Source organism: Hafnia alvei (genome assembly GCF_900095695.1).
Lineage (GTDB): Bacteria > Pseudomonadota > Gammaproteobacteria > Enterobacterales > Enterobacteriaceae > Hafnia > Hafnia alvei_B.
Genome location: NZ_FMIQ01000059.1, coordinates 136,184 through 158,410, shown reverse-complemented (window position 1 = coordinate 158,410; position 22,227 = coordinate 136,184). Strand labels below are relative to the sequence as shown.

The window sequence follows — 22,227 nt, the reverse complement described above, 5'->3', positions numbered from 1 at the left end:
GTACGTGCTCATTTCAAACGGTTATATCCTGATGCAGACAGTGAAGATTTAGATGCATATGCTCAAGACGTGGCCTCGATAGTCGTTCCAAAAGAGGTACATCGGAAGCTGAGCGAAACTTATGGAGGCCGAAATACCGATGCACAAATTGAAGTGGACTCACGAGATTTACGTGCGGCGGTGGATCGCAATCTGGAAGCGATAAGATCTGCATTGAAAGAGCATGGCGCAACCGATGCCAAAATAGAAGCGGCAAGGACAAAAATGCACAAACTGAATGACAGAATGGGGCTCTACAAATGACAGTGAACGTCGATGCGTTGATACATAGTTTGGGAAAATCATATAGTGATTTACTTGATGCTGAACTTATTCCCTATAAAACCCCCCCAACGGGATTTTCGGGGGATCCGGATATTAGTTTGGACATGGCGAAAGAGGGCGTTTATCTGTCATTCAGACGTGATGGGCGAATTCTTAAAGAAATCACGTTGAGAATTCAGAATGATAAGGCAACTCATTGGGAGTTTCCTAATGAGTTGCCTTTCGGTCTACGGAAAGTTATGCCTATGGCTTGGGTTCATTCAACTTATGGACAACCATTACGCAGTGTTGAGCCTAAAGTTGTTATGAGGCGTGAAGTTGGTCGGGCTGATTTGTATTCTGTGGAGGGATTCTCCCCACTACTGTATATGCAGATTCGTTACGATATGGCTGACTATGTGCAAAAAATCACGTTTTTCCCGCCATCGGAATTGCGTTGGTAGATTCATTAAAGTGCCCCAGCCGGTGTATAACACTGGGGCGCTTATAGTGCGGGTTGCACTGGGGGGCTGAGGTATTTATGACGATTATCGCGAGATTTACGGAGTGCCTCGGATAGGAATTTTGATGCCGTTAAGCCCGCCTTGAAAGATTACGGTGTCACCGAGACTAAAGTCGAAGAAACCAGAGCTAAAATGCATAAACTGAATAGTGAAATGGGGCTGTACAAATGATCGTAAATATAGAAGCGCTGACACATAGTTTAGGTCAGTCATATAACGACTTACTCAATACGGGGCTGATTACTTATAAGACACCTCCAACAGGATTTTCTGGTGCATCTAATATTAGTCTAGATATGTCTTTGGAAGGTATTTATCTATCGTTTAGACGCGAAGGAAGAGTTCTGCAAGATGTTATATTGAGTATTCAAAGGCCTGAAATTAGTCGTTGGGATTTTCCTAACGCTCTACATTTTGGGCTAGAAAAAAAATGAGTATAGAAAGGGTTCATTCTGTCTTTGGGGAGCCTATTCGCAGTGTCCCACCTAAAGTAATCATGAAGCGAGATATCGGACGTGCTGACTTGTATTCAGTAGATAGATTACATATCCCAGTTAGTATGCAAATCAGATATGACATGGGCGACATGGTAGAGTCAGTCTCATTTTTCCCTACTTCCGAATTACGCTGGTAATTACGTTAAATGACCGTGAATATAGAAGCGCTGATACGTAGCCTTGGGAGTAGTTATCAAGAAATATTTGATTCTGGGCTAATTCCTTATAAAACTAAGCCAACAGGTGCTTCTGGGGATCCTGTTATTTGCCTTGATATGGCGAAAGAAGGTGTTTTCTTGGCATTTGATAGAAATGGTCAAATACTAAAGGAAGTAACTATATATATTCAAAGGGATATTAAAGGATGGTCGTTCCCCAATATCTTGCCTTCGCCGTTACAGAAGAGCATGTCTAGGCAGTGGATGCACGATGTCTATGGCAAACCTGAACGTAGTATTGAGCCTAGAGTTGTTATGAGAAGAACATTTGGGTGGGTTGAGCTGTTTACAGTTGAAGGGTTTCATATTCCTGTAAGTATGCAGGTTAATTATGACTTAATGGAAATGGTGATGGAGGTGGCATTTTTACCAACATCAGAACTACGTTGGTAGATTCATTAAAGTGCCCTAGCCGGTATATAACACCAGAACCTTTTATAGTGCGGATTGTTCTGGGGAATTCTTAGATATTCATGGCACCTAAAAATAAAAAAAGCGGTAATGCATATGCAAAACCGCTAAATTTCATCTACTAGATATTTTTATAACTTCACGCTACATGAAGCAAATTCAATTCAATCTAGATCACCCTCGGCCCCTGCGTGGTGAAAGGGCGCTGGCGTGGGCGGAACAGTGAAACTATTGCGCCAATTAAGGCGACGCTCAGAACCACAAGGTTAAAGAGCACGAAGCCTGCCATCAGCATGGCGACCATCATTACCGCCGATACGATAAGCGTCATCTGGCGCATTTTACCGCTGAGCCCCATTTGGCGAGACTTCAGCGATAGATACATTTTCCAGTATTGCATCTGCCCCTGTAGAGCGCTGCGCATGCGTTGAGTGCGAGTGTATGACTGATTATTTTTCATATGTAATTAACTCCTGATGACTCGCTAACGGGCTAATTTTGTGATCCACCCGTCGTTTGTTTCTTGAAAACGAGACTAAAGAGAATTCTTTTAAAACCCCAGCACCTTTAGCCTACTTTACGTGACTGACAAAAGCTGACATCGAGAATAGTCTGTAGTTATTAAGTAATTCTTAACGTCAAACATCGGTGATAAATGTGTTTGTGGTAGCTAGAATGAAATATGGCAATTTTGGCCAATTTCAAGTGACGTTGTCACCTAAGTGGGCGTCGAGTGAAGAAAAATCCTTATTATGATCCTAATAAAACCCACCACACGCCAGAGGGTTTTACCAATCCTGAGCCTAATGAACATCGTCCTGGTGATTTAAAACGCTGGCAAAACGAACGCAAAAAGAACCGCTTACCGTTAAAGCCTAAGCGGGGGTATCGCGGGCTTGTTGAGCGCTGGTGGCAGCCGGTTGATCTTGCACAGTCACAGGATGGCGTGTGGTGGCTGGGTCACGCTGCGATGTTGGTGAAAATGGGGAGTAAAAACATCCTGATTGATCCCGTGCTTTCCCAGCGAGCTTCGCCACTGAACTTTTACGGGCCAGAGCGAAAAACACCGCCGCCTATCGACGTTGAACAACTGCCAGATATTGATGGGGTTTTGATTTCACATAATCATTACGACCATCTTGATAAACAGACTATTGATGCGCTGTTAAAACGTTTTCCTAAACTGATTTGCATGGTGCCGCTTGGGCTGAAACGATGGTTTATCCGCTGTGGTGCGATACATGTTCACGAACTGGATTGGTGGGAGCAGCGTGTGGTTGGCGATGTGCAGATCCATTTTGTGCCTGCACGACACTGGAGCATGAGAACCCCTTGGGATCGAAATCGTAGCCTGTGGGGCGGGTGGGTTCTCTCGCATTTAACCGATAGCTTTTATTTCTCTGGCGACAGTGGTTATGCGCCACGGCTTAAAGCGATTGGCGAACGATTAGGGCCATTTTCGTTGGCCGCGCTGCCGTTGGGTGCCTATGAGCCGCGCTGGTTTATGCATTCTCAGCATATGGATCCGGCTGATTCGGTACGCCTATTTCGTGAACTCGGCTGTCAGCGAGCTTTTGGCATGCATTGGGGCGTATTTGAGTTAGCCGACGAAGCTTTGGATGCTCCTCCAAGCTGTTTACGTGCAGAAATTCAGCGGCAAGGCATTGATGTGAATCGCTATACCGCCGAGAAAATTGGCGCTTTTATTCCTTTTCCTCGCGGATAAAAAAGTATAGCGCTCGGACATTTTCACGTTTTCGTGTATAATGCCGCGTTAAAATTCAATTAATTGTTTGAATTTCAGATACATCCACAATACCCCACGACGCCTGTGAAGGCGACATTAGAGGTTGCTCAATGAGCGAAAAGTTACAGAAAGTTCTTGCCAATGCTGGTCATGGTTCACGCCGTGAAATTGAAGCCATGATTAAAGAAGGCCGTGTCAGCGTTGATGGTAAATTAGCAACGCTTGGTGACCGTGTTGAGGTTACCCCGGCTATGAAAATTCGTGTTGATGGACGCGTTGTGTCTATCCGCGAATCAACCGAATCTGTTTGTCGCGTTTTGGCTTATTACAAGCCGGAAGGCGAACTATGTACCCGTCGCGATCCTGAAGGTCGTCCAACGGTGTTTGATCGCTTGCCAAAACTGCGTGGTTCTCGTTGGATCGCCGTAGGTCGTTTGGACATCAATACGTCTGGTTTACTGTTGTTCACCACCGATGGCGAACTGGCAAACCGTTTGATGCACCCAAGCCGTGAAGTTGAGCGCGAATATGCGGTACGTGTGTTCGGTCAGGTTGATGATGAAAAAATTCGTCAGTTAAGCCGTGGCGTACAACTGGAAGATGGTCCTGCATCATTTAAAACCATCAGTTTCCAAGGCGGTGAAGGGATTAACCAGTGGTACAACGTGACATTAACCGAAGGGCGTAACCGTGAGGTTCGTCGTTTATGGGAAGCCGTTGGCGTGCAGGTGAGCCGCTTGATCCGTGTTCGTTATGGCGATCTGCCTTTGCCAAAAGGCCTGCCACGCGGCGGCTGGGCAGAGCTCCCACTGAACGACATCAACTATCTGCGCGAACTGGTTGAGCTGAATGCGGAAACCGTTAGCAAGCTGCCGGTTGAGCGCGAACGTCGCCGTATGAAGGCGAATCAGATCCGCCGTGCGGTTAAACGTCATGGTCAAGGTGGCAGTGCGGCAGCGGCAGCGCCAAACCGCCGTTCTGGTTCAGCGAATAAAGGCACGTCTTCTACACGTGGCGCGACTGCGAATAAAGCAGCGACCAGCAAAGGAAACAAACGCGGTTAATCACAGCGCTTTGTTTTTAGTGTGCAAATATAAAGCCGCAGCGTTAATCCGCTGCGGTTTTCTTATATCTGCGATCTGGCGCTAGCGCCAGATGAGCGTCTGGTATTAATATAGAAGGCAATCAGAGAGTTAATTCTCATGCTCTTGCTTACCGACGACATGGACTGACCCGTACCAATGAAACTATTCCTCGCCACATTGCAGTTTATGACCCGCATTCCCGTGCCTGCCCGCTGGACAGATAATCTCGATATGAATGATTACGCTAAAGGCGTGGTCTATTTTCCGTTTGTTGGCCTGATCGTTGGCTTGCTGAGTGCGTTGGCGTTTGCCGTGATATTGCCGGTTTACGGTCCGTTGTTAGCGGCGGTTGCCGCCGTATTGGCCACCACGCTGGTCACGGGCGCGTTTCATTTAGACGGTTTGGCAGATACCTGTGACGGGATTTTTTCGGCTCGCCCACGTGAGCGTATTCTCGAGATCATGCGCGATAGTCGGATTGGTTCTAACGGTGCTCTGGCGCTGATTTTTGTGATTTTGGCTCGGGTGGCGATTATCTATCAGCTGACGCAGACCGGACATAACGTTTACACCTTGCTGGTAGCGGCTCCAGCGCTTAGCCGTGCATTGCTGCCAGTTCTGATGTACCAGCAAAAATATGCGCGTGAAAATGGCATGGGAAATCTATATATCGGAAAAATCGGCGGCCAGCATTACGTGATTGCGCTGATCATCGGTCTGCTCATGACGCTGGGCTTCGCTAGTTGGCATGGCGGACTGGCGGCGATTATCACTTATCTGTTCGCGCTGCTATACCGTGGTTTCATCAACAAACGTATTGGTGGGCAAACCGGTGACACCATCGGCGCGGGCAATGAGTTATTCGGCCTTATCTTCCTGTTTGCTGTGATATAAATCGAATACTTATCGCATAGGCAATCTGAACCCAAGGAACACTGATGGAGTTATATCTGGTACGCCACGGTCAGACTCAGGCCAATCTAGACGGTGTGTATTGTGGCAGCAGCGATCTGCCGCTAACGGCATTAGGCGAACAGCAGGCTGATGCGGTTGCGGCACAGCTCACCGAAATATCATTTGATGTGGTTTATACCAGCGGCTTACAACGCACTCACCAAACGGCTCAGAGAATACTCGGTGCAGATGCTGAATTTGTGCAACATACCGGGTTGGATGAGATGGCATTTGGTGAGTGGGAACTCCGTCATCACAAAGAATTGCAGCAACAGGATGCTGAACACTACGCCGCTTGGTGTGCCGATTGGCAACGAACCGTTCCTCCGGGTGGAGAGGGGTTTCGAGATTTCTCTGCAAGAGTGCGGTTGGCATTAGCCGATATTCAGCAAAAGCACGCCGGACAGCGAGTGTTGATCGTTGCGCATCAGGGCGTTATCTCAATCATCTGCACGCAGCTTCTCAAGCTGGAAGATCGCGCAATGTGGCATTTTCGCATCGAACAGGGAGCGCATAGTCGGATCGATTACCGCGATGGGTTTAGTGTTATTCACTGTTTGAACAACAGTGGGAAAGTGCTTGCCTGATTAAAACGCCGAGGCTTGCAATGGTGGCCTCGGCATTTAACTATCACCAATCGATACCTTTTTGCGCTTTAATACCTGCTTCAAACGCGTGTTTCACCGGGCGAACTTCGCTTACGGTATCCGCCAGCTCTTCCAGTTCACGATGACAGCCTCTGCCGGTAATAATCACGGATTGATGGGCCGGACGCTGTTTCAACGCGGCTAGCACCTCTTCAAGTTCGATATAGCCGTAACTCACCATATAGGTCAGCTCATCCATGACCACAAGATCTAAACTTTCATCGTTCAGCATGCGTTTGCCGTGCTCCCAAACCGCAAGTGCGGCGGCGGTATCCGTTTCTTTATTCTGTGTTTCCCACGTAAAACCGGTTGCCATTACCTGAAATTCGACGCCATGCGGCTCAAGCAGGTTTCGTTCGCCGTTTTCCCACGTGCCTTTGATGAATTGAATCACGCCCGCACGATGCCCATGACCAACAGCGCGCGCCACGGTACCAAACGCTGCCGTACTTTTACCTTTGCCATTGCCGGTGAAAATCATCACGATGCCGCGAGTTTCTTGCGCGGCGGCAATACGGGCATCGACTTTTTCTTTGATACGTTGTTGGCGCTGCTGGTGGCGTTCTTCAGACATGCTTACTCCTAACTTATTTATCTATTGTTATCCGACGGCATAAATAGCGACACCAAAATGATGTGACGTTTATTCCGCAGGGCCGGCTTTTCGCCCCGGTTGGGCATCGAAACTCAATCCTGTTTTTCGGCGGCTGTCGTCACCCATCAAATAAAGATAGAGCGGCATGATATCGGCAGGCGTTTTTAGCTTCTGCGGATCTTCATAAGGGAATGCCGATGCTCGCATTCCGGTGCGGGTTCCGCCTGGATTAATGCAGTTTACCCGCAAATTAGAGTTCTTATATTCGTCGGCCAATACCTGCATCATGCCTTCGGTGGCAAATTTGGAAATAGCATAAGAGCCCCATCCCGCGCGACCGGTTTTGCCCACGCTAGAACTGGTAAAAATCAGGGATGCTGCGGGCGCTTTCAGCAGTAAAGGCAGCAGCGCCTGCGATAACAATAGCGAGGCGTTAACGTTGACCTGCATCACATCACAATACTCTTGGTAGTCTTGCTCCGCTAAAGGGTTAATAGTGCCGAGCAAACCCGCGTTGTTTAATACGCCATCAAGATAAGGGTAGGCTGACGCTAACTCTGCGCCGAGTCGTTGATAGTCGGCTGGCTTTGCCGTTAACAGATCAAATTCGACGATCGCCGCAGGTGACAAACCAAGCTGGCGTATTTGTTCCTGCACGGTCTGAAGCTTACTCAGCGTTCTGCCGAGTAAAATCAGCTGCGCGCCGTGGCGAGCATAGGTGAGGGCCGCTTCACGGCCAATTCCGTCTCCCGCTCCGGTCACAAGAATAATGCGGTTTTGCAAAAGCTCAGGCTGTGGTTGATAGTGCATGCTGTATTTCCTCACGCCGCGTAGCATCAAGGCTTTTCGGCTGGATCGGCAAGTTATGACTAAATTGTTTATTTGCTGTAACTAATAGTCGCCGATCTTGACCTATTGCACGGCTAATGGTCAATGGTATTGTTCCTAGAGCGGACATTATGTGCTGAATTTACAGGGAGTTTACGAATAAGCCCCTTGAAAATGACGCGTCCGCCAGTATGTTACATACTGGCGGACGCGCTACAGTGGATTAGCGCTAATATAAGTAGTATCAGAAAATCTTAAACAAGGCGGTGAATGTGGAGTGGTTATCCTTGTATGGCCTATTTTTGGCGAAGGTGATGACCTTTGTGATCGCAATAGGGGCACTGATTGTGTTGTTTGTCAGCCTGCGACATAAAAAGGGAGCGAGCCGCGGAGAGTTACAGTTAACGGATTTAGGCGAACAGTATCGTGATATGCAGCGCAGTATGCAGGAAGCGCGCATGGATGATAGCGCCTTAAAAGCGTGGTATAAGCAGCAGAAAAAACAGGATAAAGAGAAAGCAAAGCAGCGTAAAACCGAGGTAAAACAGGGGATTGCGGCGAAAGAAAAACCGTGTCTGTATGTTCTCGACTTCAAAGGTAGTATGGATGCCCATGAAGTGAGTTCGCTTCGTGAGGAAATCAGCGCTGTGCTGGCTGCCGCTAAGCAGGGCGATGAAGTTCTGTTGCGCTTGGAAAGTCCGGGCGGCGTGGTGCATGGCTATGGTTTAGCCGCTTCACAGTTGCAGCGTTTACGTCAGGCAGGTGTGCGATTAACCGTTGCGGTAGACAAAGTCGCCGCCAGCGGTGGCTATATGATGGCCTGTGTCGCAGACCGAATCGTCGCAGCACCCTTTGCGATTATTGGCTCAATCGGCGTTGTCGCACAGATCCCTAACTTCAACCGCTGGCTGAAGAAGAACGATATCGACGTTGAGCTGCATACTGCCGGGGAGTTCAAACGTACTCTCACGCTGTTAGGCGAGAACACCGAGCAAGGCCGGGAGAAATTCCGCGAAGAGCTGAATGAAACCCATGAGCTGTTTAAAGAGTTTGTCAGCCAGCAGCGGCCGTCATTGGACATTGATTCCGTCGCAACCGGTGAACACTGGTATGGCATTCAAGCGAAAGATAAAGGCTTGGTCGACTCCGTTGGTACCAGCGACGATCTGTTGATTGCTGAAATGGAAAATCATGACGTGATCGGTGTGCGTTATACCCGCCGTAAACGCATGATGGATCGCTTTACCAATAGCGCGGCGAACAGCGCCGATCGCTTGATGTTACGTTGGTGGCAGCGTAGCCAGCGTTACGATATATAAAATAAGTTTGTTAATGTTGAGTAACATTAATGAAATTAAAATGCCCCTTTCAAGGGGCATTTTTTTAGCGATTAAATTCAGAATGATGAATTAATCTTCTAAATGATATTTTTCAGATAATACATGAGCTAGATGTTTAAACATATTAAACACGGCGGTGGTTTTGCGGGTTGGAATTCCATCTTCGTCGAGGAAAAACTCACCGCGGAATACTAATACGTCGCCTTTTTGCTCGACTTCGGTCGCTTCCATACCCTGCATATAATCGTCGTGTTCTTTAATGATTTGGTTGGCTTCCGCCAGCAGAGCTTCACGTTTGATTGGGGTTGTTTCACCGAACATTTTTCGTTCTCCAACAAATGGCGTTGTCTATTAATAACACTGCCTAATATAGTACTGCGTACGCTAGGGGTATCGCAAACTATCGCGGTATTTTGATCTAAGTTTTGGCCGATAATTGGTAAAAATCTCCATTCCGTGCTAATTAAGTTGCGTGATGTTCTCAATCCGGTAGAGTGATGGGTTTTCTGACCTTTGGCGGAACGAAAGATTGTCGTTTTGAATAAAAGTTCCGCATGTCATAAGGTTGCGAGTGCGTTGCTCCTGTTTTTGGTGTCGCATTTTGCAGTTGTGTTGAGCAGTTGAAAGCGATTTATAAAAAAATGGCTTGATCTCAGCGCGGTCTGCCGCAATATAAAAAAGAATTTTTCAATCGCTATGATAATGGCGAACAAAGGCTTCTGGAGACAGAAGGATTCATTCAGGTAAAGGTAATTATGGGTAAAGCTCTCGTAATAGTTGAGTCCCCGGCAAAAGCTAAAACGATAAATAAGTATCTGGGTAATGACTACGTGGTTAAGTCCAGCGTCGGTCATATCCGCGATTTGCCGACCAGTGGTTCAGCCAGTAAAAAGGGCGCAGCCTCCGCTGAAGATAAAGCGAAGCCTAAAGTCAAAAAGAATGAGCGTGAAGCGCTGGTTAATCGTATGGGCGTTGATCCTTATCACGGCTGGAAAGCGCAATATGAAATACTCCCAGGTAAAGAAAAGGTTGTTGCAGAGTTAAAAACATTAGCTGAAAAAGCTGACCACATTTATCTCGCAACCGACCTTGACCGCGAAGGGGAAGCCATCGCGTGGCATTTACGTGAGGTGATTGGCGGCGACGAAAGTCGTTATAGCCGCGTGGTGTTTAACGAAATCACTAAGAACGCTATCCAGCAGGCATTTAATAAACCCGGCGAATTAAATATCGACCGCGTTAACGCACAACAGGCGCGTCGTTTTATGGACCGCGTTGTGGGTTACATGGTTTCTCCGCTGCTGTGGAAGAAAATTGCCCGTGGTTTATCTGCCGGTCGTGTTCAGTCGGTTGCTGTGCGTTTGGTTGTCGATCGCGAACGCGAAATCAAAGCGTTTGTTCCTGAAGAATATTGGGAATTACGTGCCGATCTGAACGACAAGAATGCAGTTGCTCTGCAAATGCAGGTTACGCATCACAAAGACAAACCTTTCAAACCGGTTAATGGCGATCAAACTCAGACCGCCGTTAAGGCGCTAGAGAACGCGCATTACACGGTTTTAGATCGTGAAGATAAGCCGACCAGCAGCAAGCCTTCAGCGCCGTTTATTACTTCCACGTTGCAGCAGGCCGCAAGCACGCGTCTTGGCTTTGGCGTGAAGAAAACCATGATGATGGCCCAGCGTCTGTATGAAGCCGGTCATATTACCTATATGCGTACTGACTCCACTAACCTGAGTCAGGATGCGGTTAGCATGGTGCGTGAGTATATCGGTGAAAACTTCGGCGAGCAGTATATGCCGAAAGAACCAAATACCTACGCCAGCAAAGACAATTCACAGGAAGCGCATGAAGCGATTCGTCCTTCTGATGTGAACGTGTTGTCTGAACAGCTAAAAGACATGGAAGCAGACGCCCAGAAGCTGTATCAGCTGATCTGGCGCCAGTTTGTTTCTTGTCAGATGACGCCGGCTAAATACGACTCAACAACGATTTCCGTGAAAGCGGGCGATTATACGTTGAAAGCGAAAGGCCGTACTTTGCGCTTTGATGGTTGGACTAAAGTTCTGCCTCAGCTGCGTAAGGGCGATGAAGATCGCACATTGCCATTTGTGGAAATTGGTAGTGAATTGACGTTGCAGCAGCTTTTACCAAGCCAACACTTCACCAAGCCACCGGCTCGCTTTAGCGAAGCATCGTTGGTTAAAGAGTTGGAAAAACGGGGTATTGGTCGTCCTTCTACCTATGCGGCCATCATTTCAACCATTCAGGATCGTGGCTATGTGCGTGTGGACAACCGCCGTTTCTACGCTGAAAAAATGGGTGAGATTGTCACCGACCGCTTGGAAGAAAATTTCCGTGAGCTGATGAATTATGATTTCACCGCGCACATGGAAAACGGCCTTGATCAGGTTGCTAATGCCAAAGAAGACTGGAAAAACGTGCTTGATGGCTTCTTCCAAGACTTCAGCAAACAGCTTTCGGTCGCTGAAAAAGATCCAGAAGAAGGCGGTATGCGTCCGAACCAAATGGTTCTGACCAGTATCGCCTGCCCAACCTGTGAACGTCAGATGGGTATTCGTACCGCCAGCACCGGCGTTTTCCTTGGCTGTTCTGGCTACGCACTGCCGCCGAAAGAGCGTTGCAAGACCACGATCAATCTGGTGCCGGAAGCCGAAGTGCTTAACGTGCTGGAAGGCGATGATGCTGAAACCAACGCATTGCGTGCTAAACGCCGTTGTGCCAAGTGCGGCACGGCGATGGATAGCTACCTGATCGATAATCAGCGTAAGCTGCATGTGTGTGGTAACAACCCAGCGTGTGACGGTTACGAGATCGAAGAGGGTGAGTTCCGCATCAAGGGCTATGACGGCCCGATCGTTGAGTGCGAAAAATGTGGTTCTGAAATGCACCTGAAAATGGGGCGTTTCGGCAAATACATGGCATGTACCAATGAAGAGTGTAAGAACACTCGTAAGATCCTGCGTAACGGCGACGTAGCGCCACCGAAAGAAGATCCGGTTCCACTGCCTGAGCTGCCGTGCGAAAAGTCAGATGCTTACTTCGTGCTGCGCGATGGCGCTGCAGGCGTGTTCTTAGCGGCCAATACTTTCCCTAAATCGCGTGAAACACGCGCGCCGCTGGTGGAAGAATTAGCTCGTTTCAAAGATCGCTTGCCTGAGAAGTTGAGCTATCTGGCTGATGCGCCGCAGAAAGACCCTGAAGGTAACAAGACGATGGTGCGTTTCAGTCGTAAGACCAAACAGCAATATGTCTCTTCAGAAAAAGACGGCAAAGCGACAGGTTGGACCGCATTCTTCGTTGACGGAAAATGGGTCGAAACTAAGAAATAAACTAACGCTTTTTTGCTAAAAAGTGGTTAAAACCGGTCAGGATTTCTGACCGGTTTTTTCATGTAAAAATCAAAATCAGCAACGCGAGATAGGGTGCATGAAATTGCATAACTATTCATCGTTGTATCAAGGCAAGCGGCCGTGGCTTTTGATTCAAAGTCTAAATAAGTATGCTATCGAGACTTTTATTAATTCCATAAATAATTCGTTATGATCTTGTTACCAGAGCTATACAGATCGGCTCAAAATGATATAGTGGTTATATAAAAGCAATTTAAATGATTGTTGAGTTATTAACATTGCGGTCAATGTAGGGCAAAACGAGTTTTAATCGGCACAGAAAGCCCAAGGCTGGAGTGTAAGCCTATTGCCAAGGGGTGCTCCTATCCAGACTGCCATCGCGTCAAGTTTCAACCTAGGATGGTATTAGCTATGAAATTGCAGCAGCTTCGTTACATTGTGGAAGTGGTGAACCACAATTTAAATGTGTCATCGACCGCAGAAGGCCTGTACACCTCTCAGCCAGGCATTAGTAAGCAAGTACGAATGCTAGAGGATGAATTAGGTATCCAGATCTTTTCCCGCAGTGGAAAACATCTGACACAGGTAACGCCAGCAGGGCAGGAAATTATCCGCATTGCGCGTGAAGTTTTATCCAAGGTTGATGCCATCAAAGCTGTTGCAGGGGAACATACCTATCCAGACAAAGGCTCACTGTATGTGGCTACGACGCATACGCAGGCGCGTTATGCGCTGCCTCCCGTGATTAAAGGCTTTATCGAACGCTATCCACGCGTGTCTCTGCATATGCATCAAGGCTCTCCAACGCAGATTGCGGAAGCGGTTTCTAAAGGAAACGCGGATTTTGCTATCGCGACTGAAGCTCTGCATCTTTATGATGATTTGATTATGTTGCCTTGTTACCACTGGAATCGCGCCGTGGTGGTGAAACCCGACCATCCGCTGGCAGGGAAAACCTCGATCACCATTGAAGAGCTGGCCGAATATCCCATTGTTACCTATACCTTTGGTTTCACGGGGCGTTCAGAGCTGGATACGGCCTTCAATCGTGCGGGTTTGACACCCAAGATTGTCTTTACTGCCACAGACGCCGACGTGATCAAAACCTACGTGCGTTTGGGCTTAGGGGTGGGGGTTATCGCGAATATGGCGGTCGATCCTGCTCAGGATCCTGATTTGGTTACGGTGGATACCAGCGATATCTTTACCTTTAGCACTACAAAAATCGGCTTCCGCCGCAGTACGTTCCTGCGTAGCTATATGTATGATTTCATCCAACGTTTTGCACCGCATTTGACGCGAGATGTTGTTGATACCGCTGTTGCATTGCGTTCAAATGAAGAAATTGAGGCAATGTTTAAAGATATAAAACTGCCGATCAAATAAGAATATTCTTTAACAAAAAAGGAGCCAGCGGCTCCTTTTTTATTGGCTTAATTTTTCAAAGGATATTAATTAAAATTTCCAACGCATCCATGTAAATAAGACATTTCCGTTATTGTAGGTTCCTGGAATATACGTTGTTTGAATAGATAAACGATTGTACTCAATCGATACTAAAGGCAACACTAGCGGAATAGGAATGTAGGAGTAATCATCACGAGCGGTGATACTGGCCGTATACCCTGCACCAAAACGCCAACCATCGCGGTCTCCAGGGATCCACATCCATTCAAAACCATAGCCGATAATAGGCTCAATTTTATTGTGAGAGTCTTTAAACGCCATCGCATACAGTGAGTGCCAATTATCGTTTTCATCGTAACGATAGACGCCAAACCCCGCGCCCCAAGGGCGTTCGTTGTACTTGTCGGTTTTCTCTTTGTCATACATGGCGCGGTTGTGCCAAGTATTTAGCGGCACATACAGCTCGTAATTATCGGCATGCCACGTTTGTTTGACCTGATCGGTAAACGAGCCCCAAAAGCTGCTATCTTGCTGCGTCTTTGAGTGTGTATCAGGTGATTCGCTGGTTGTTATTGGTGTTTGCGCAAAAACAACGACGGGCGCCAATAGCGATAGACAACCAATAGACAGGCGACCTGTTTTCACTAGTTTCATTATTATTCTCGGTAATATTTTGTTATTAATTTTGGAAGTCTTTTAGTAGAGAGGCGCGATCGAAGAATTATATCGAAGCAAATATTTTATTGTTAGGAATAAATTATATCATAGGATTGCGGGTAAAGTTGAATGAAGTATAAACAACAGGAAAAATACGGATTTTCCTGAATCAAAAGTAGAGCAATAATGGATACCAATCATTTAGCAAATTCTTCTTGGTAACCTAATGGTATTGTGATTTTTCTGCTACAGAAAGCGGTGGTACTACATAGTGTTAGCCAGAGAGATGGCTCATTTTATGGTTTAGGGGAGGGATGTCAGGGACGCTTCGCCGGTTGTAAGCCATATTAGGGTTACATAGCGTCATTGCATGCGGTAAGAATGTAACAAATATTTAGCAAACTCCCTGCTGTTACTGCAATAAATCTCCGTAGAACCGTATTATGCATCACACATTCCTTTTTTATACTCATTATTAGTTAATTTCATCGTCGGAATAGGTGACTCTCCGTTCAGAATAGAGTAAAAAGATAGCGACGGAGGAGATGGAGAACGGCATAAATCGGTGCTTAAATAAGCAGTTTCATGCAGCAGATAATTCTGTGAGTGGCAACAGTTTTTGGCACAGATTAGCTTAGTTTTCCGCCGACCGTTTTATTTCTGTGCGACGTGTCGTTCACTGGATAAAAATGGCTTGCCATTGAATACGTAGTGTGTGATAACGCATCTGGGTAAAACGAGGTACAGTTCTGTATATGTGTGGCATTTTCAGTAAAGAAGTTCTGAGTAAAAACCATAGCGTTGACTACCACTTCTCTGCCGATTCTTATCTTAGTGCCTCAAGCAGTAACGACTCTAGTTTGTCTATCTAACGCCCTAGGGCGGTTTAAACAATCCAAAGGAAATACTCAAGATGGCTAAGATCAAAGGTCAAGTAAAGTGGTTCAACGAAGCTAAAGGTTTCGGTTTCATCACCCCGGCTGACGGCAGCAAAGATGTGTTCGTACACTTCTCTGCAATCCAGGGTAACGGTTTCAAAACTCTGGCTGAAGGTCAGCACGTTGAGTTTGAAATCCAAGATGGCCAGAAAGGCCCATCTGCAGTTAACGTAACTGCAATCTAAGACAGCGTCAGCTGTTAAAAACCCGCTTTATGCGGGTTTTTTTATGCCTGAATTTTGAGATTGGAGGCTAGGGGAGAATGATTAAGCCGGAGTACTGATTGCGGCCTTTGATTCCTGGATGCTCAGGTTCTCGTTCGCGCCGATGCGCATTGCGCCGAAAACTGGTATAGCGGAAATAGTGAGTTGCTTCAGGTTGATGTTCTTGGGTACAAATAGTGCACTCAGATAGGTTATCGACATGAGCGAATCCAAGCCCATGAAGTTTAGCTTGCGCAATAGCTACGAGATCTAAATGTCGGAAGCAGGGAGAGATCAGCGCAGGGTCATAGGGTAACGCTTGATGAAAGCGTTCGACCAAAGGTTCATCCACTTCATAACAGCATGCCCCTGCGCTAGGGCCGATAGCGGCCATCCACTGTGAAATATCATCCTCTTGTGAAATACGCTTCGCAACCTGCTCTAAAACGCCGTCTATGAGTCCACGCCAGCCCGCATGTGCCACCGCTATAGCTTGGCCGTCTTGGCGGCTGAAAATCACAGGCAGGCAGTCAGCGGTGAGAATAGTCAGCAGTATGTTTGGTTTACTCGTATAAAGAGCGTCACATTCGCCGCACTCTTGGTTGGGCGTGGTTACATCGACTACGCGGATCCCATGTACCTGCTTTTTCTCAGGCATCGTCTCCCGATAGGGGCTTAAAACTGTCGGCATTAACGCTGTCTTGTGACCGAATCCATAACGAATATTTGGGATATTGCGCCAACCGGGGATTGCCATACGCTGTCCTATTCGACGTTTATCAAACTGAGAGCTTCAGCTTAGGGATTATTGGCGCTTTAGAAAAGGGGGCCGTAAGGCATTTTGCTGTTAGTTTGAGGTACTTCGTCAGTTGCATCGCTGGCTGGCGTTATTTAGACTGTTGTGCTTTAACGTCAGTATGCGGGAAATCTAATGCCTTATCAGTGTCCTCTTTGTCAGCAACCGCTGGAAAAAAACGATCATCAGTGGCGTTGCGTCAATAATCACCAGTTTGATTGTGCAAAAGAGGGATACGTAAATCTGATGCCTGTTCAGCACAAACACTCCAAGCAGCCGGGGGATAGTACTGAAATGATGCAGGCGCGGCGTGCATTTTTGGATCAAAACTACTATCAGCCGCTGCGTGAAGCCGTTTGCCATGCGATTCAGACGCATATAGCGCCTCAAACCCGTCGTATTCTCGATATTGGCTGCGGCGAGGGATATTACACCTCTGAAGTGGCAAAACAGTTTAGCGAGCGGGATATTGCGGTTTTTGGCTTAGATATTGCCAAGGTTGCCATTCGCTATGCGGCTAAACGTTACCCGACGGTGTCTTTCTGTGTTGCTTCAAGTCATCGTCTGCCTTACGCCGATGCCTCGATGGATGCTGTTATTCGCATCTATGCACCTTGCAAGGCGGAAGAGCTGGCTCGTGTTGTTGCTCAACAGGGTATTCTTGTGACAGTGTCACCGGCTCCGCGCCATCTCTACCAACTGAAGGCGCAAGTTTATGACTCTGTACAGCTGCATGCGGAGAAGACTGAAACGTTTGAGGGTTTCACGCTTATTGATGAGCAACAGCTGGCCTACACCCTGATGCTGCCAGGAGAGCAGGCCGCTAATTTGTTGCAAATGACGCCTTTCGCGTGGCGAGCGACGCCTGATGTAGCAGAAACATTGAAAAGTAGCGCTGAATTTGAGTGCGAAACAGATTTTGCTATTCGTGTGTATCGCCGTGATTGAGCGTTCGAGTGACATAAAAATGCCCGCATTACGCGGGCATTTTTATACTGTCAGTTCTTAGAAGAAAGGACCGATATGCTCATATAAAATCGAGAACCCAATACCGATAAGTACCACGCCTCCCAAAATCTCTGCGCGCTTGCCTAACAGCGGGCCAATAAATCGACCAATCATCATGCCCAACGTCGCCATAATCATCGTGGCTAAACCAATCGCCATCGCGGTGTGGAGGATATTGACCTGTAGGAAGGCTAACCCGACGCCGATGGCCATTGCATCTAAGCTGGTTGCAATTGCCGTGGTGACGAGCAGCCAGAATCCGTGACGGCGCACTGGTTCAGCATTTTCATCATGGTTGCCTTTCCAGCCCTCATAAACCATACGGCTCCCGAGTACGAAGAGCAGGGCAAAGGCGACCCAGTGATCCCATTCCATAATGAACTTGCTGGCCAGTAGACCAATTCCCCAACCAATGAGCGGGGTAATCGCTTCTACGGCACCAAAAATAAGACCAGTACGGAATGCTTCACGGAAACGAGGTTTGTGCAGCGCGGCACCTTTACCAATTGACGCAGCGAAAGCGTCCATAGACATGCCGAAAGCGAGGATAACTGTTGCGGATAAATTCATGAAAAATACTCGGCCGGGTGTTCCATATACACGCAGCCCACCCCCAACCATACGACGGAGCTACGTGTCTATGGTCTCGCCTGTCCACGCTTGAATGCTGATGATCAGCAAGCGGGCTGCTCGCACCACGTTCCATGCTAGGAACGAGTATGTTGACACGAGCGCGCTCAAAAACTGAATATTAATCAGCTAGAACGCCGGCTACTCCCCAAATTGACGGAGGCGATCATACTCTATTTCTTTAGATAATAACAACGGCATATTTTGCAGGGGAAATCAATGTTAATGATAATTATTATTAACTGGGGTGTGTCGGACAAGTAATAACGTTTTAGGAGGGTAAAGATCCAGTACAAATAGCAGGAGTAATGTACTGAATCTCATTAACAGCAGGGCGTATTGGTTATTTCTGCTCAACGAAAAACTTCAAGATTAAGTCTAAATCGTCCATTTTAGCGACTTGAATCAGTAACCTGCGTTTCTCTAAATCAATAACCAGATAGCCATCTTCTGACATATTCATATTTTTGATTCGGCTGTATAAAATAAAAACATTACCGTAATAAAAACCAGTTTCTTTAAATAATATTTTTGGCCAGCGAATATAAAAAACATAGATAGCGATAATTGCCAGAGTAAAGAGTAACCAGGTTGTGAAATGAGAACCATTATTAGTTATATTTTGGTACGCAAGAATGGCTAACAATCCAACAAATATTCCACTGTCGGCTTTATTACGACGTTTTAAATTAACCTGTAAGCGTGTTTTTCCATTGCGCCTTGGCATGATGATTTCATCATAGACGGCGTAAAGAATAAACAGCAGGATAAAAGCCAGCAGTGCGATATCAGTTAAAGACATGAATACTCCAAACACAAAATAAAAAAGCCGGATAGGGCGAACCCTATCCGGCTATTCATACGATTACAGACCGAGCAGACCGATCCAGTAGCCGAAGATACCAATGAAGAAGAAGCCGATAATGATCCACAGTGCGTTGACTTTCTTACGCAGCAGCCACATACAGCCGAAGGTCAGCAGCAGTGGGATCAGGCCAGGCATCAACTGGTCCAGAATGGTCTGAACCGTTGTTACCGTGGTGTGACCGGTTTGGTCAGTGATACGGGATACCACAAGTGGAATGTTGACATGTGTCCACTTGTTAACCAAGGCCCCCATAACAAACAGACCTAGGATCGATGCCCCCTCCGTCAGTTTCTGTAGGAAGCCACCGCCCATATCGCTAACGATATCAACACCTTTCTTATAACCGTAAGCTACGCCATAGTAACGAACCAGCAGGCGAACCAGGTTGAACAGAACGAAGAACAGGATAGGGCCCAACAGGCTACCGGTCATCGCAATACCTGCACCTAACGCTGCAAATACAGGACGTACGGTACCCCAGAAGATTGGGTCACCCACACCGGCTAACGGTCCCATCAGACCCACTTTGATACCGTTAATGGCACCATCGTCGATCGGAGCACCGTTCGCACGCTGTTCTTCCATCGCTGCTGTAACACCCAAAATAGGGGCCGCAACGTATGGGTGTGTGTTGAAGAATTCTAAATGACGCTTGATTGCCTGCCTGCGTTCATCTGTGTTCTCTGGATACAGGCGACGGATAACCGGCACCATGGAGAAACAGAAACCCAATGCTTGCATACGTTCAAAGTTCCATGAACCTTGAAACAGGTTAGAGCGCAGGAATACGCTGCGCAGGTCGCCTGCGGTGAGTTTCGTTTCAGTTTTTGGAGTTGCAACTGATGATGTTGTATCAACCATTTCTCTCACCCTTTCCTAGTCTAATTCGTTATCAAGGCCGTTATCGCCGGCGGCAACTTGTACAACCTGAGATTTGTTGTATTTAGGGCTGAGTTGGATATATAGAATAGCCATCATCAGACCCAGAACACCCAACGCAACCAAGTTGAAGTTAGTGAACGCAGCGGTAACGAAACCTAAATAGAAGAAAGGCATCAGGTAGCCAGCACGCATCATGTTGATAACCATCGCATAACCAACTACGACGATCATACCACCCGCGATAGCCAGACCAGAGGTCACGACTTCAGGGATTGCATTCAGCATGGTGTGAACAGCATCAGTACCTACAGAAATTGCAACAACAACCGCAGGGATTGCGATACGCATTGCTTGCAGGATTAATGCAGAGCAGTGCAGAACGCTAATCGCACGCAGGTCGCCACGCTCGGCCGCGCCGTCAGCCGCGTGCTGGAAGCCCACGGTGATAGTACGAACGATGATGGTCAGAACCTGACCCGCTGCTGCCAATGGAATGGCCAGTGCGATACCAGCACCAACGCTTTGCCCACCGGCGATAACCAGAATGGTGGAAATAATGGAGGCCAGTGCCGCATCAGGTGCAACAGCCGCACCGATGTTCATCCAACCCAAAGCGATCATTTCCAGAGTACCACCGATAATGATACCGGTTTTCATGTCACCCAGAACGATACCGATCAGGGTACAAGCCACCAGCGGACGGTGAAACTGGAATTCATCAAGGATGGAACCCATCCCTGCAATACACGCAACAATAAATATCAGTACAATCTGAAGAGTTGTAATCTCCATTGCACTTCTCCTCTAACCAAAGAGCTGAGTTTAAAAACACGATCCGGCAAGTGCGCGATTCAGCGTTTGTTCATTTTATTGATTAATTCCATCATCTTCAGACGACTATCGCTGGAGACCTTACGGACTTCCAATTCAATGCCGCGTGCATCCAGTTTTTTGAATGCTTCGATGTCTTTCTCGTCTACGGATACTGCGTTGGTGATCTGAGTTTTGCCCTGACGGAACGCCATACCACCGATGTTTACAGTGGTGATGTTCACCCCGTTTTCGACTAAACGAACCACGTCGGTTGGGTTAGTGAAAAGCAGCATGACGCGGTCACGACCGTAAGCTGGGTTGTTATAAACACGGATCATTTTTTCGACGTCAACCACGTGAGCGGTAACGCCTGGAGGAGCAACCTGTTTAAGCAGGGTGGAGCGAACGTGGTCAGCAGCAACTTCATCACTCACAACGATGATGCGGCTCACGTTAGTTTCTTTTGTCCAGCGAGTAGCAACCTGACCATGAATCAAGCGGTCATCGATACGTGCTAAACCGATCTTCATGTGGTCTTCTGGGCTCATCGGAGCCTGAGGTGCTTTTGGCGCAGCCGGTTTTGGCTGTGGTTTGGCAACTTCAGGTTCTTTTGCGCGCAGTGCTCGGACGCCTTCACGGCCTGTTTCCAGCGCTAATGCAACCAACTCGTCAAAGCTAGGGTCATCGTCGCGCGCCATGAACGTTTCTACCAGCATTGGAACGTTGACGCCGGTAATCACTTCATAGTGCTCTTTGTCCGTGACAATACGGCTTGCCGCATTGAAAGGACTTCCACCCCAAGTATCAACCAAGAAGATGACGCCCTTATTGGTATCTAAGTGGGTCAATCTCTCGTTGTACTTTTCAATTAACGTTTCAGCATTTTCACCGGGAACGAAATCAATGTAGGCAACGTTGCTTTGTTCGCCTAGCAGCATTTCTGCGGTTTTGAGCAATTGCTCAGCCGCTGCCCCGTGAGTGCCGATGATAATAGCAATACTCACTCGCTACCTCCTCTCTACTTGCTAGCATGCTTTTACGGTGTGAAATAACTCACTTTCTCAGCATGGAATTAAGTCAAAAAACCGTTTGTAGATACGTCCTTGTGGAGTAACTGCTCGCCAAATAATTCTTGGATCTCACTGATGAATGCTAAGTATCTTAAGTATCAATCAGTTAGCTTCATGAATCGATTCAGGCGAAAAATCCCAAATCTTCTTCAGCGAGATTTATTTTAGTCAGTAAAAAAATAATTTATGTGACGACCATCTGCTATTAGCACATGTAAATTATAAGAAATATTTAGATGCTGGATTTATGCGCAATATGAGTAACAGACTATTGACAAAAAATGACAAAATGTGTGCGCTGATGCCCTTTTGGATAGCTTTATTTCTTGCTAGCATAAAGTTACTTATCATTGTCAGGAGTATTGGGTTAAACCCACCGTATGGACCGTCCCCGACGCCCTTTAATTTCTTCGCTATTCTCTACACTATTCT

The 22,227-nt window shown here is 47.2% G+C and carries 23 protein-coding genes, 2 pseudogenes and 1 riboswitch; of the genes and pseudogenes, 14 read left to right on the top strand and 11 right to left on the bottom strand.

Annotated elements, in window-relative coordinates; all coding sequences use genetic code 11:
* The 4 genes and pseudogenes from BN1044_RS16580 to BN1044_RS16565 form a co-directional block, all read left to right on the top strand.
* A pseudogene (locus BN1044_RS16580) lies at window positions 1-303 on the top strand (S-type pyocin domain-containing protein); the annotation flags it as partial.
* Window positions 300-767: a DUF6392 family protein gene (locus tag BN1044_RS16575; protein ID WP_061554489.1), complete on the top strand. Its 468-nt coding sequence runs from the start codon at window positions 300-302 to the stop codon at window positions 765-767. The pseudogene BN1044_RS16580 and the gene BN1044_RS16575, both read left to right, overlap by 4 nt.
* 227 nt (window positions 768-994) lie before the next feature.
* Window positions 995-1,461, top strand: a pseudogene (locus BN1044_RS24220) (DUF6392 family protein).
* A 9-nt stretch (window positions 1,462-1,470) separates the two neighbouring features.
* On the top strand, window positions 1,471-1,935 hold the full coding sequence (locus BN1044_RS16565; protein ID WP_072309617.1) for a DUF6392 family protein: 465 nt from the start codon (window positions 1,471-1,473) through the stop codon (window positions 1,933-1,935).
* A gap of 187 nt (window positions 1,936-2,122) precedes the next feature.
* Here BN1044_RS16565 and BN1044_RS16560 read toward each other — a convergent pair whose 3' ends face one another.
* Complete coding sequence (locus tag BN1044_RS16560; protein ID WP_072309616.1) at window positions 2,123-2,413, bottom strand: hypothetical protein; 291 nt, start codon at window positions 2,411-2,413, stop codon at window positions 2,123-2,125.
* 273 nt (window positions 2,414-2,686) lie between these two features.
* Between BN1044_RS16560 and BN1044_RS16555 the strand changes: the two genes are divergently transcribed.
* The 4 genes from BN1044_RS16555 to BN1044_RS16540 all read left to right on the top strand — a co-directional run bounded on the left by BN1044_RS16555 (window position 2,687) and on the right by BN1044_RS16540 (window position 6,326).
* On the top strand, window positions 2,687-3,679 hold the full coding sequence (locus BN1044_RS16555; protein WP_072309615.1) for an MBL fold metallo-hydrolase: 993 nt from the start codon (window positions 2,687-2,689) through the stop codon (window positions 3,677-3,679).
* Between the two features lie 131 nt (window positions 3,680-3,810).
* Window positions 3,811-4,764: a 23S rRNA pseudouridine(2605) synthase RluB gene (rluB, locus tag BN1044_RS16550; RefSeq protein ID WP_072309614.1), complete on the top strand. Its 954-nt coding sequence runs from the start codon at window positions 3,811-3,813 to the stop codon at window positions 4,762-4,764.
* A gap of 177 nt (window positions 4,765-4,941) precedes the next feature.
* Window positions 4,942-5,679 (top strand): adenosylcobinamide-GDP ribazoletransferase, encoded by a 738-nt coding sequence (gene cobS, locus BN1044_RS16545; protein ID WP_072309613.1) that lies wholly within the window; start codon window positions 4,942-4,944, stop codon window positions 5,677-5,679.
* 44 nt (window positions 5,680-5,723) lie between these two features.
* Window positions 5,724-6,326 (top strand): adenosylcobalamin/alpha-ribazole phosphatase, encoded by a 603-nt coding sequence (locus BN1044_RS16540; RefSeq protein ID WP_072309612.1) that lies wholly within the window; start codon window positions 5,724-5,726, stop codon window positions 6,324-6,326.
* A gap of 43 nt (window positions 6,327-6,369) precedes the next feature.
* Here the strand turns inward: BN1044_RS16540 and cobO are convergent, their stop codons facing one another.
* Together cobO and BN1044_RS16530 are read right to left on the bottom strand one after the other, a co-directional pair.
* Window positions 6,370-6,960, bottom strand: a complete 591-nt coding sequence (gene cobO, locus BN1044_RS16535; RefSeq protein WP_072309611.1) for a cob(I)yrinic acid a,c-diamide adenosyltransferase — start codon at window positions 6,958-6,960, stop codon at window positions 6,370-6,372.
* 69 nt (window positions 6,961-7,029) lie between these two features.
* Window positions 7,030-7,791, bottom strand: coding sequence for a YciK family oxidoreductase (locus BN1044_RS16530; protein WP_072309610.1), 762 nt, complete (start codon window positions 7,789-7,791; stop codon window positions 7,030-7,032).
* 290 nt (window positions 7,792-8,081) lie between these two features.
* Between BN1044_RS16530 and sohB the strand changes: the two genes are divergently transcribed.
* On the top strand, window positions 8,082-9,128 hold the full coding sequence (gene sohB, locus BN1044_RS16525) for a protease SohB (protein ID WP_072309609.1): 1,047 nt from the start codon (window positions 8,082-8,084) through the stop codon (window positions 9,126-9,128).
* A gap of 90 nt (window positions 9,129-9,218) precedes the next feature.
* Here sohB and BN1044_RS16520 read toward each other — a convergent pair whose 3' ends face one another.
* Window positions 9,219-9,470 (bottom strand): YciN family protein, encoded by a 252-nt coding sequence (locus tag BN1044_RS16520; RefSeq protein ID WP_072309608.1) that lies wholly within the window; start codon window positions 9,468-9,470, stop codon window positions 9,219-9,221.
* A gap of 434 nt (window positions 9,471-9,904) precedes the next feature.
* On the opposite strand from BN1044_RS16520, the gene topA reads away from it, so the two are divergent.
* On the top strand, window positions 9,905-12,502 hold the full coding sequence (gene topA / locus BN1044_RS16515; RefSeq protein WP_025796836.1) for a type I DNA topoisomerase: 2,598 nt from the start codon (window positions 9,905-9,907) through the stop codon (window positions 12,500-12,502).
* Window positions 12,503-12,934: 432 nt separating this feature from the next.
* The gene (cysB, locus tag BN1044_RS16510; protein ID WP_072309607.1) at window positions 12,935-13,909 is read left to right on the top strand and encodes an HTH-type transcriptional regulator CysB; all 975 of its coding nucleotides are present in this window, start codon (window positions 12,935-12,937) and stop codon (window positions 13,907-13,909) included.
* 69 nt (window positions 13,910-13,978) lie between these two features.
* On the opposite strand, the gene pagP is transcribed toward cysB, so the two are convergent.
* Window positions 13,979-14,584 (bottom strand): lipid IV(A) palmitoyltransferase PagP, encoded by a 606-nt coding sequence (pagP, locus tag BN1044_RS16505; RefSeq protein WP_081329607.1) that lies wholly within the window; start codon window positions 14,582-14,584, stop codon window positions 13,979-13,981.
* Window positions 14,585-15,342: 758 nt separating this feature from the next.
* On the opposite strand from pagP, the gene BN1044_RS16500 reads away from it, so the two are divergent.
* Together BN1044_RS16500 and cspE are read left to right on the top strand one after the other, a co-directional pair.
* On the top strand, window positions 15,343-15,459 hold the full coding sequence (locus BN1044_RS16500; protein ID WP_071842629.1) for a DUF2627 domain-containing protein: 117 nt from the start codon (window positions 15,343-15,345) through the stop codon (window positions 15,457-15,459).
* Between the two features lie 41 nt (window positions 15,460-15,500).
* Window positions 15,501-15,710: a transcription antiterminator/RNA stability regulator CspE gene (gene cspE / locus BN1044_RS16495; RefSeq protein ID WP_004094893.1), complete on the top strand. Its 210-nt coding sequence runs from the start codon at window positions 15,501-15,503 to the stop codon at window positions 15,708-15,710.
* 67 nt (window positions 15,711-15,777) lie between these two features.
* Here cspE and BN1044_RS16490 read toward each other — a convergent pair whose 3' ends face one another.
* Window positions 15,778-16,485, bottom strand: coding sequence for a purine nucleoside phosphorylase YfiH/LACC1 family protein (locus tag BN1044_RS16490; RefSeq protein ID WP_072309606.1), 708 nt, complete (start codon window positions 16,483-16,485; stop codon window positions 15,778-15,780).
* Window positions 16,486-16,659: 174 nt separating this feature from the next.
* Here BN1044_RS16490 and rlmA point away from each other — a divergent pair, with 174 nt between their 5' ends.
* Window positions 16,660-17,472, top strand: coding sequence for a 23S rRNA (guanine(745)-N(1))-methyltransferase (gene rlmA / locus BN1044_RS16485; protein WP_072309605.1), 813 nt, complete (start codon window positions 16,660-16,662; stop codon window positions 17,470-17,472).
* A 57-nt stretch (window positions 17,473-17,529) separates the two neighbouring features.
* Here the strand turns inward: rlmA and mntP are convergent, their stop codons facing one another.
* The 5 genes from mntP to manX form a co-directional block, all read right to left on the bottom strand.
* Window positions 17,530-18,102: a manganese efflux pump MntP gene (mntP, locus tag BN1044_RS16480; protein ID WP_040045155.1), complete on the bottom strand. Its 573-nt coding sequence runs from the start codon at window positions 18,100-18,102 to the stop codon at window positions 17,530-17,532.
* 7 nt (window positions 18,103-18,109) lie between these two features.
* Window positions 18,110-18,326, bottom strand: a riboswitch (yybP-ykoY riboswitch).
* 179 nt (window positions 18,327-18,505) lie between these two features.
* Window positions 18,506-18,964 (bottom strand): DUF986 family protein, encoded by a 459-nt coding sequence (locus BN1044_RS16475; RefSeq protein ID WP_040044853.1) that lies wholly within the window; start codon window positions 18,962-18,964, stop codon window positions 18,506-18,508.
* Window positions 18,965-19,027: 63 nt separating this feature from the next.
* Entirely contained in the window at window positions 19,028-19,891 is an 864-nt protein-coding gene (locus BN1044_RS16470) for a PTS mannose transporter subunit IID (protein ID WP_072309604.1), read from the bottom strand.
* A 15-nt stretch (window positions 19,892-19,906) separates the two neighbouring features.
* On the bottom strand, window positions 19,907-20,704 hold the full coding sequence (locus BN1044_RS16465) for a PTS mannose/fructose/sorbose transporter subunit IIC (protein ID WP_072309603.1): 798 nt from the start codon (window positions 20,702-20,704) through the stop codon (window positions 19,907-19,909).
* A 59-nt stretch (window positions 20,705-20,763) separates the two neighbouring features.
* Window positions 20,764-21,729 carry a PTS mannose transporter subunit IIAB gene (gene manX / locus BN1044_RS16460; RefSeq protein WP_072309602.1) on the bottom strand — a complete coding sequence of 322 codons (966 nt, stop codon included), beginning with the start codon at window positions 21,727-21,729 and terminating at the stop codon, window positions 20,764-20,766.
* Window positions 21,730-22,227 lie beyond the last annotated feature (498 nt).

What these genes read in the sequence shown, in the direction of transcription:
- topA (WP_025796836.1), top strand. Translation starts at nt 9,905, where the DNA reads ATGGGTAAAGCTCTCGTAATAGTTGAGTCCCCGGCAAAAGCTAAAACG.
- BN1044_RS16500 (WP_071842629.1), top strand. Translation starts at nt 15,343, where the DNA reads ATGTGTGGCATTTTCAGTAAAGAAGTTCTGAGTAAAAACCATAGCGTT.
- BN1044_RS16560 (WP_072309616.1), bottom strand. Translation starts at nt 2,413, where the DNA reads ATGAAAAATAATCAGTCATACACTCGCACTCAACGCATGCGCAGCGCT.
- pagP (WP_081329607.1), bottom strand. Translation starts at nt 14,584, where the DNA reads ATGAAACTAGTGAAAACAGGTCGCCTGTCTATTGGTTGTCTATCGCTA.
- BN1044_RS16540 (WP_072309612.1), top strand. Translation starts at nt 5,724, where the DNA reads ATGGAGTTATATCTGGTACGCCACGGTCAGACTCAGGCCAATCTAGAC.
- rluB (WP_072309614.1), top strand. Translation starts at nt 3,811, where the DNA reads ATGAGCGAAAAGTTACAGAAAGTTCTTGCCAATGCTGGTCATGGTTCA.
- rlmA (WP_072309605.1), top strand. Translation starts at nt 16,660, where the DNA reads ATGCCTTATCAGTGTCCTCTTTGTCAGCAACCGCTGGAAAAAAACGAT.
- BN1044_RS16475 (WP_040044853.1), bottom strand. Translation starts at nt 18,964, where the DNA reads ATGTCTTTAACTGATATCGCACTGCTGGCTTTTATCCTGCTGTTTATT.
- cspE (WP_004094893.1), top strand. Translation starts at nt 15,501, where the DNA reads ATGGCTAAGATCAAAGGTCAAGTAAAGTGGTTCAACGAAGCTAAAGGT.
- BN1044_RS16530 (WP_072309610.1), bottom strand. Translation starts at nt 7,791, where the DNA reads ATGCACTATCAACCACAGCCTGAGCTTTTGCAAAACCGCATTATTCTT.
- BN1044_RS16575 (WP_061554489.1), top strand. Translation starts at nt 300, where the DNA reads ATGACAGTGAACGTCGATGCGTTGATACATAGTTTGGGAAAATCATAT.
- cysB (WP_072309607.1), top strand. Translation starts at nt 12,935, where the DNA reads ATGAAATTGCAGCAGCTTCGTTACATTGTGGAAGTGGTGAACCACAAT.
- cobO (WP_072309611.1), bottom strand. Translation starts at nt 6,960, where the DNA reads ATGTCTGAAGAACGCCACCAGCAGCGCCAACAACGTATCAAAGAAAAA.
- BN1044_RS16520 (WP_072309608.1), bottom strand. Translation starts at nt 9,470, where the DNA reads ATGTTCGGTGAAACAACCCCAATCAAACGTGAAGCTCTGCTGGCGGAA.
- BN1044_RS16490 (WP_072309606.1), bottom strand. Translation starts at nt 16,485, where the DNA reads ATGGCAATCCCCGGTTGGCGCAATATCCCAAATATTCGTTATGGATTC.
- mntP (WP_040045155.1), bottom strand. Translation starts at nt 18,102, where the DNA reads ATGAATTTATCCGCAACAGTTATCCTCGCTTTCGGCATGTCTATGGAC.
- BN1044_RS16470 (WP_072309604.1), bottom strand. Translation starts at nt 19,891, where the DNA reads ATGGTTGATACAACATCATCAGTTGCAACTCCAAAAACTGAAACGAAA.
- cobS (WP_072309613.1), top strand. Translation starts at nt 4,942, where the DNA reads ATGAAACTATTCCTCGCCACATTGCAGTTTATGACCCGCATTCCCGTG.
- BN1044_RS16565 (WP_072309617.1), top strand. Translation starts at nt 1,471, where the DNA reads ATGACCGTGAATATAGAAGCGCTGATACGTAGCCTTGGGAGTAGTTAT.
- BN1044_RS16465 (WP_072309603.1), bottom strand. Translation starts at nt 20,704, where the DNA reads ATGGAGATTACAACTCTTCAGATTGTACTGATATTTATTGTTGCGTGT.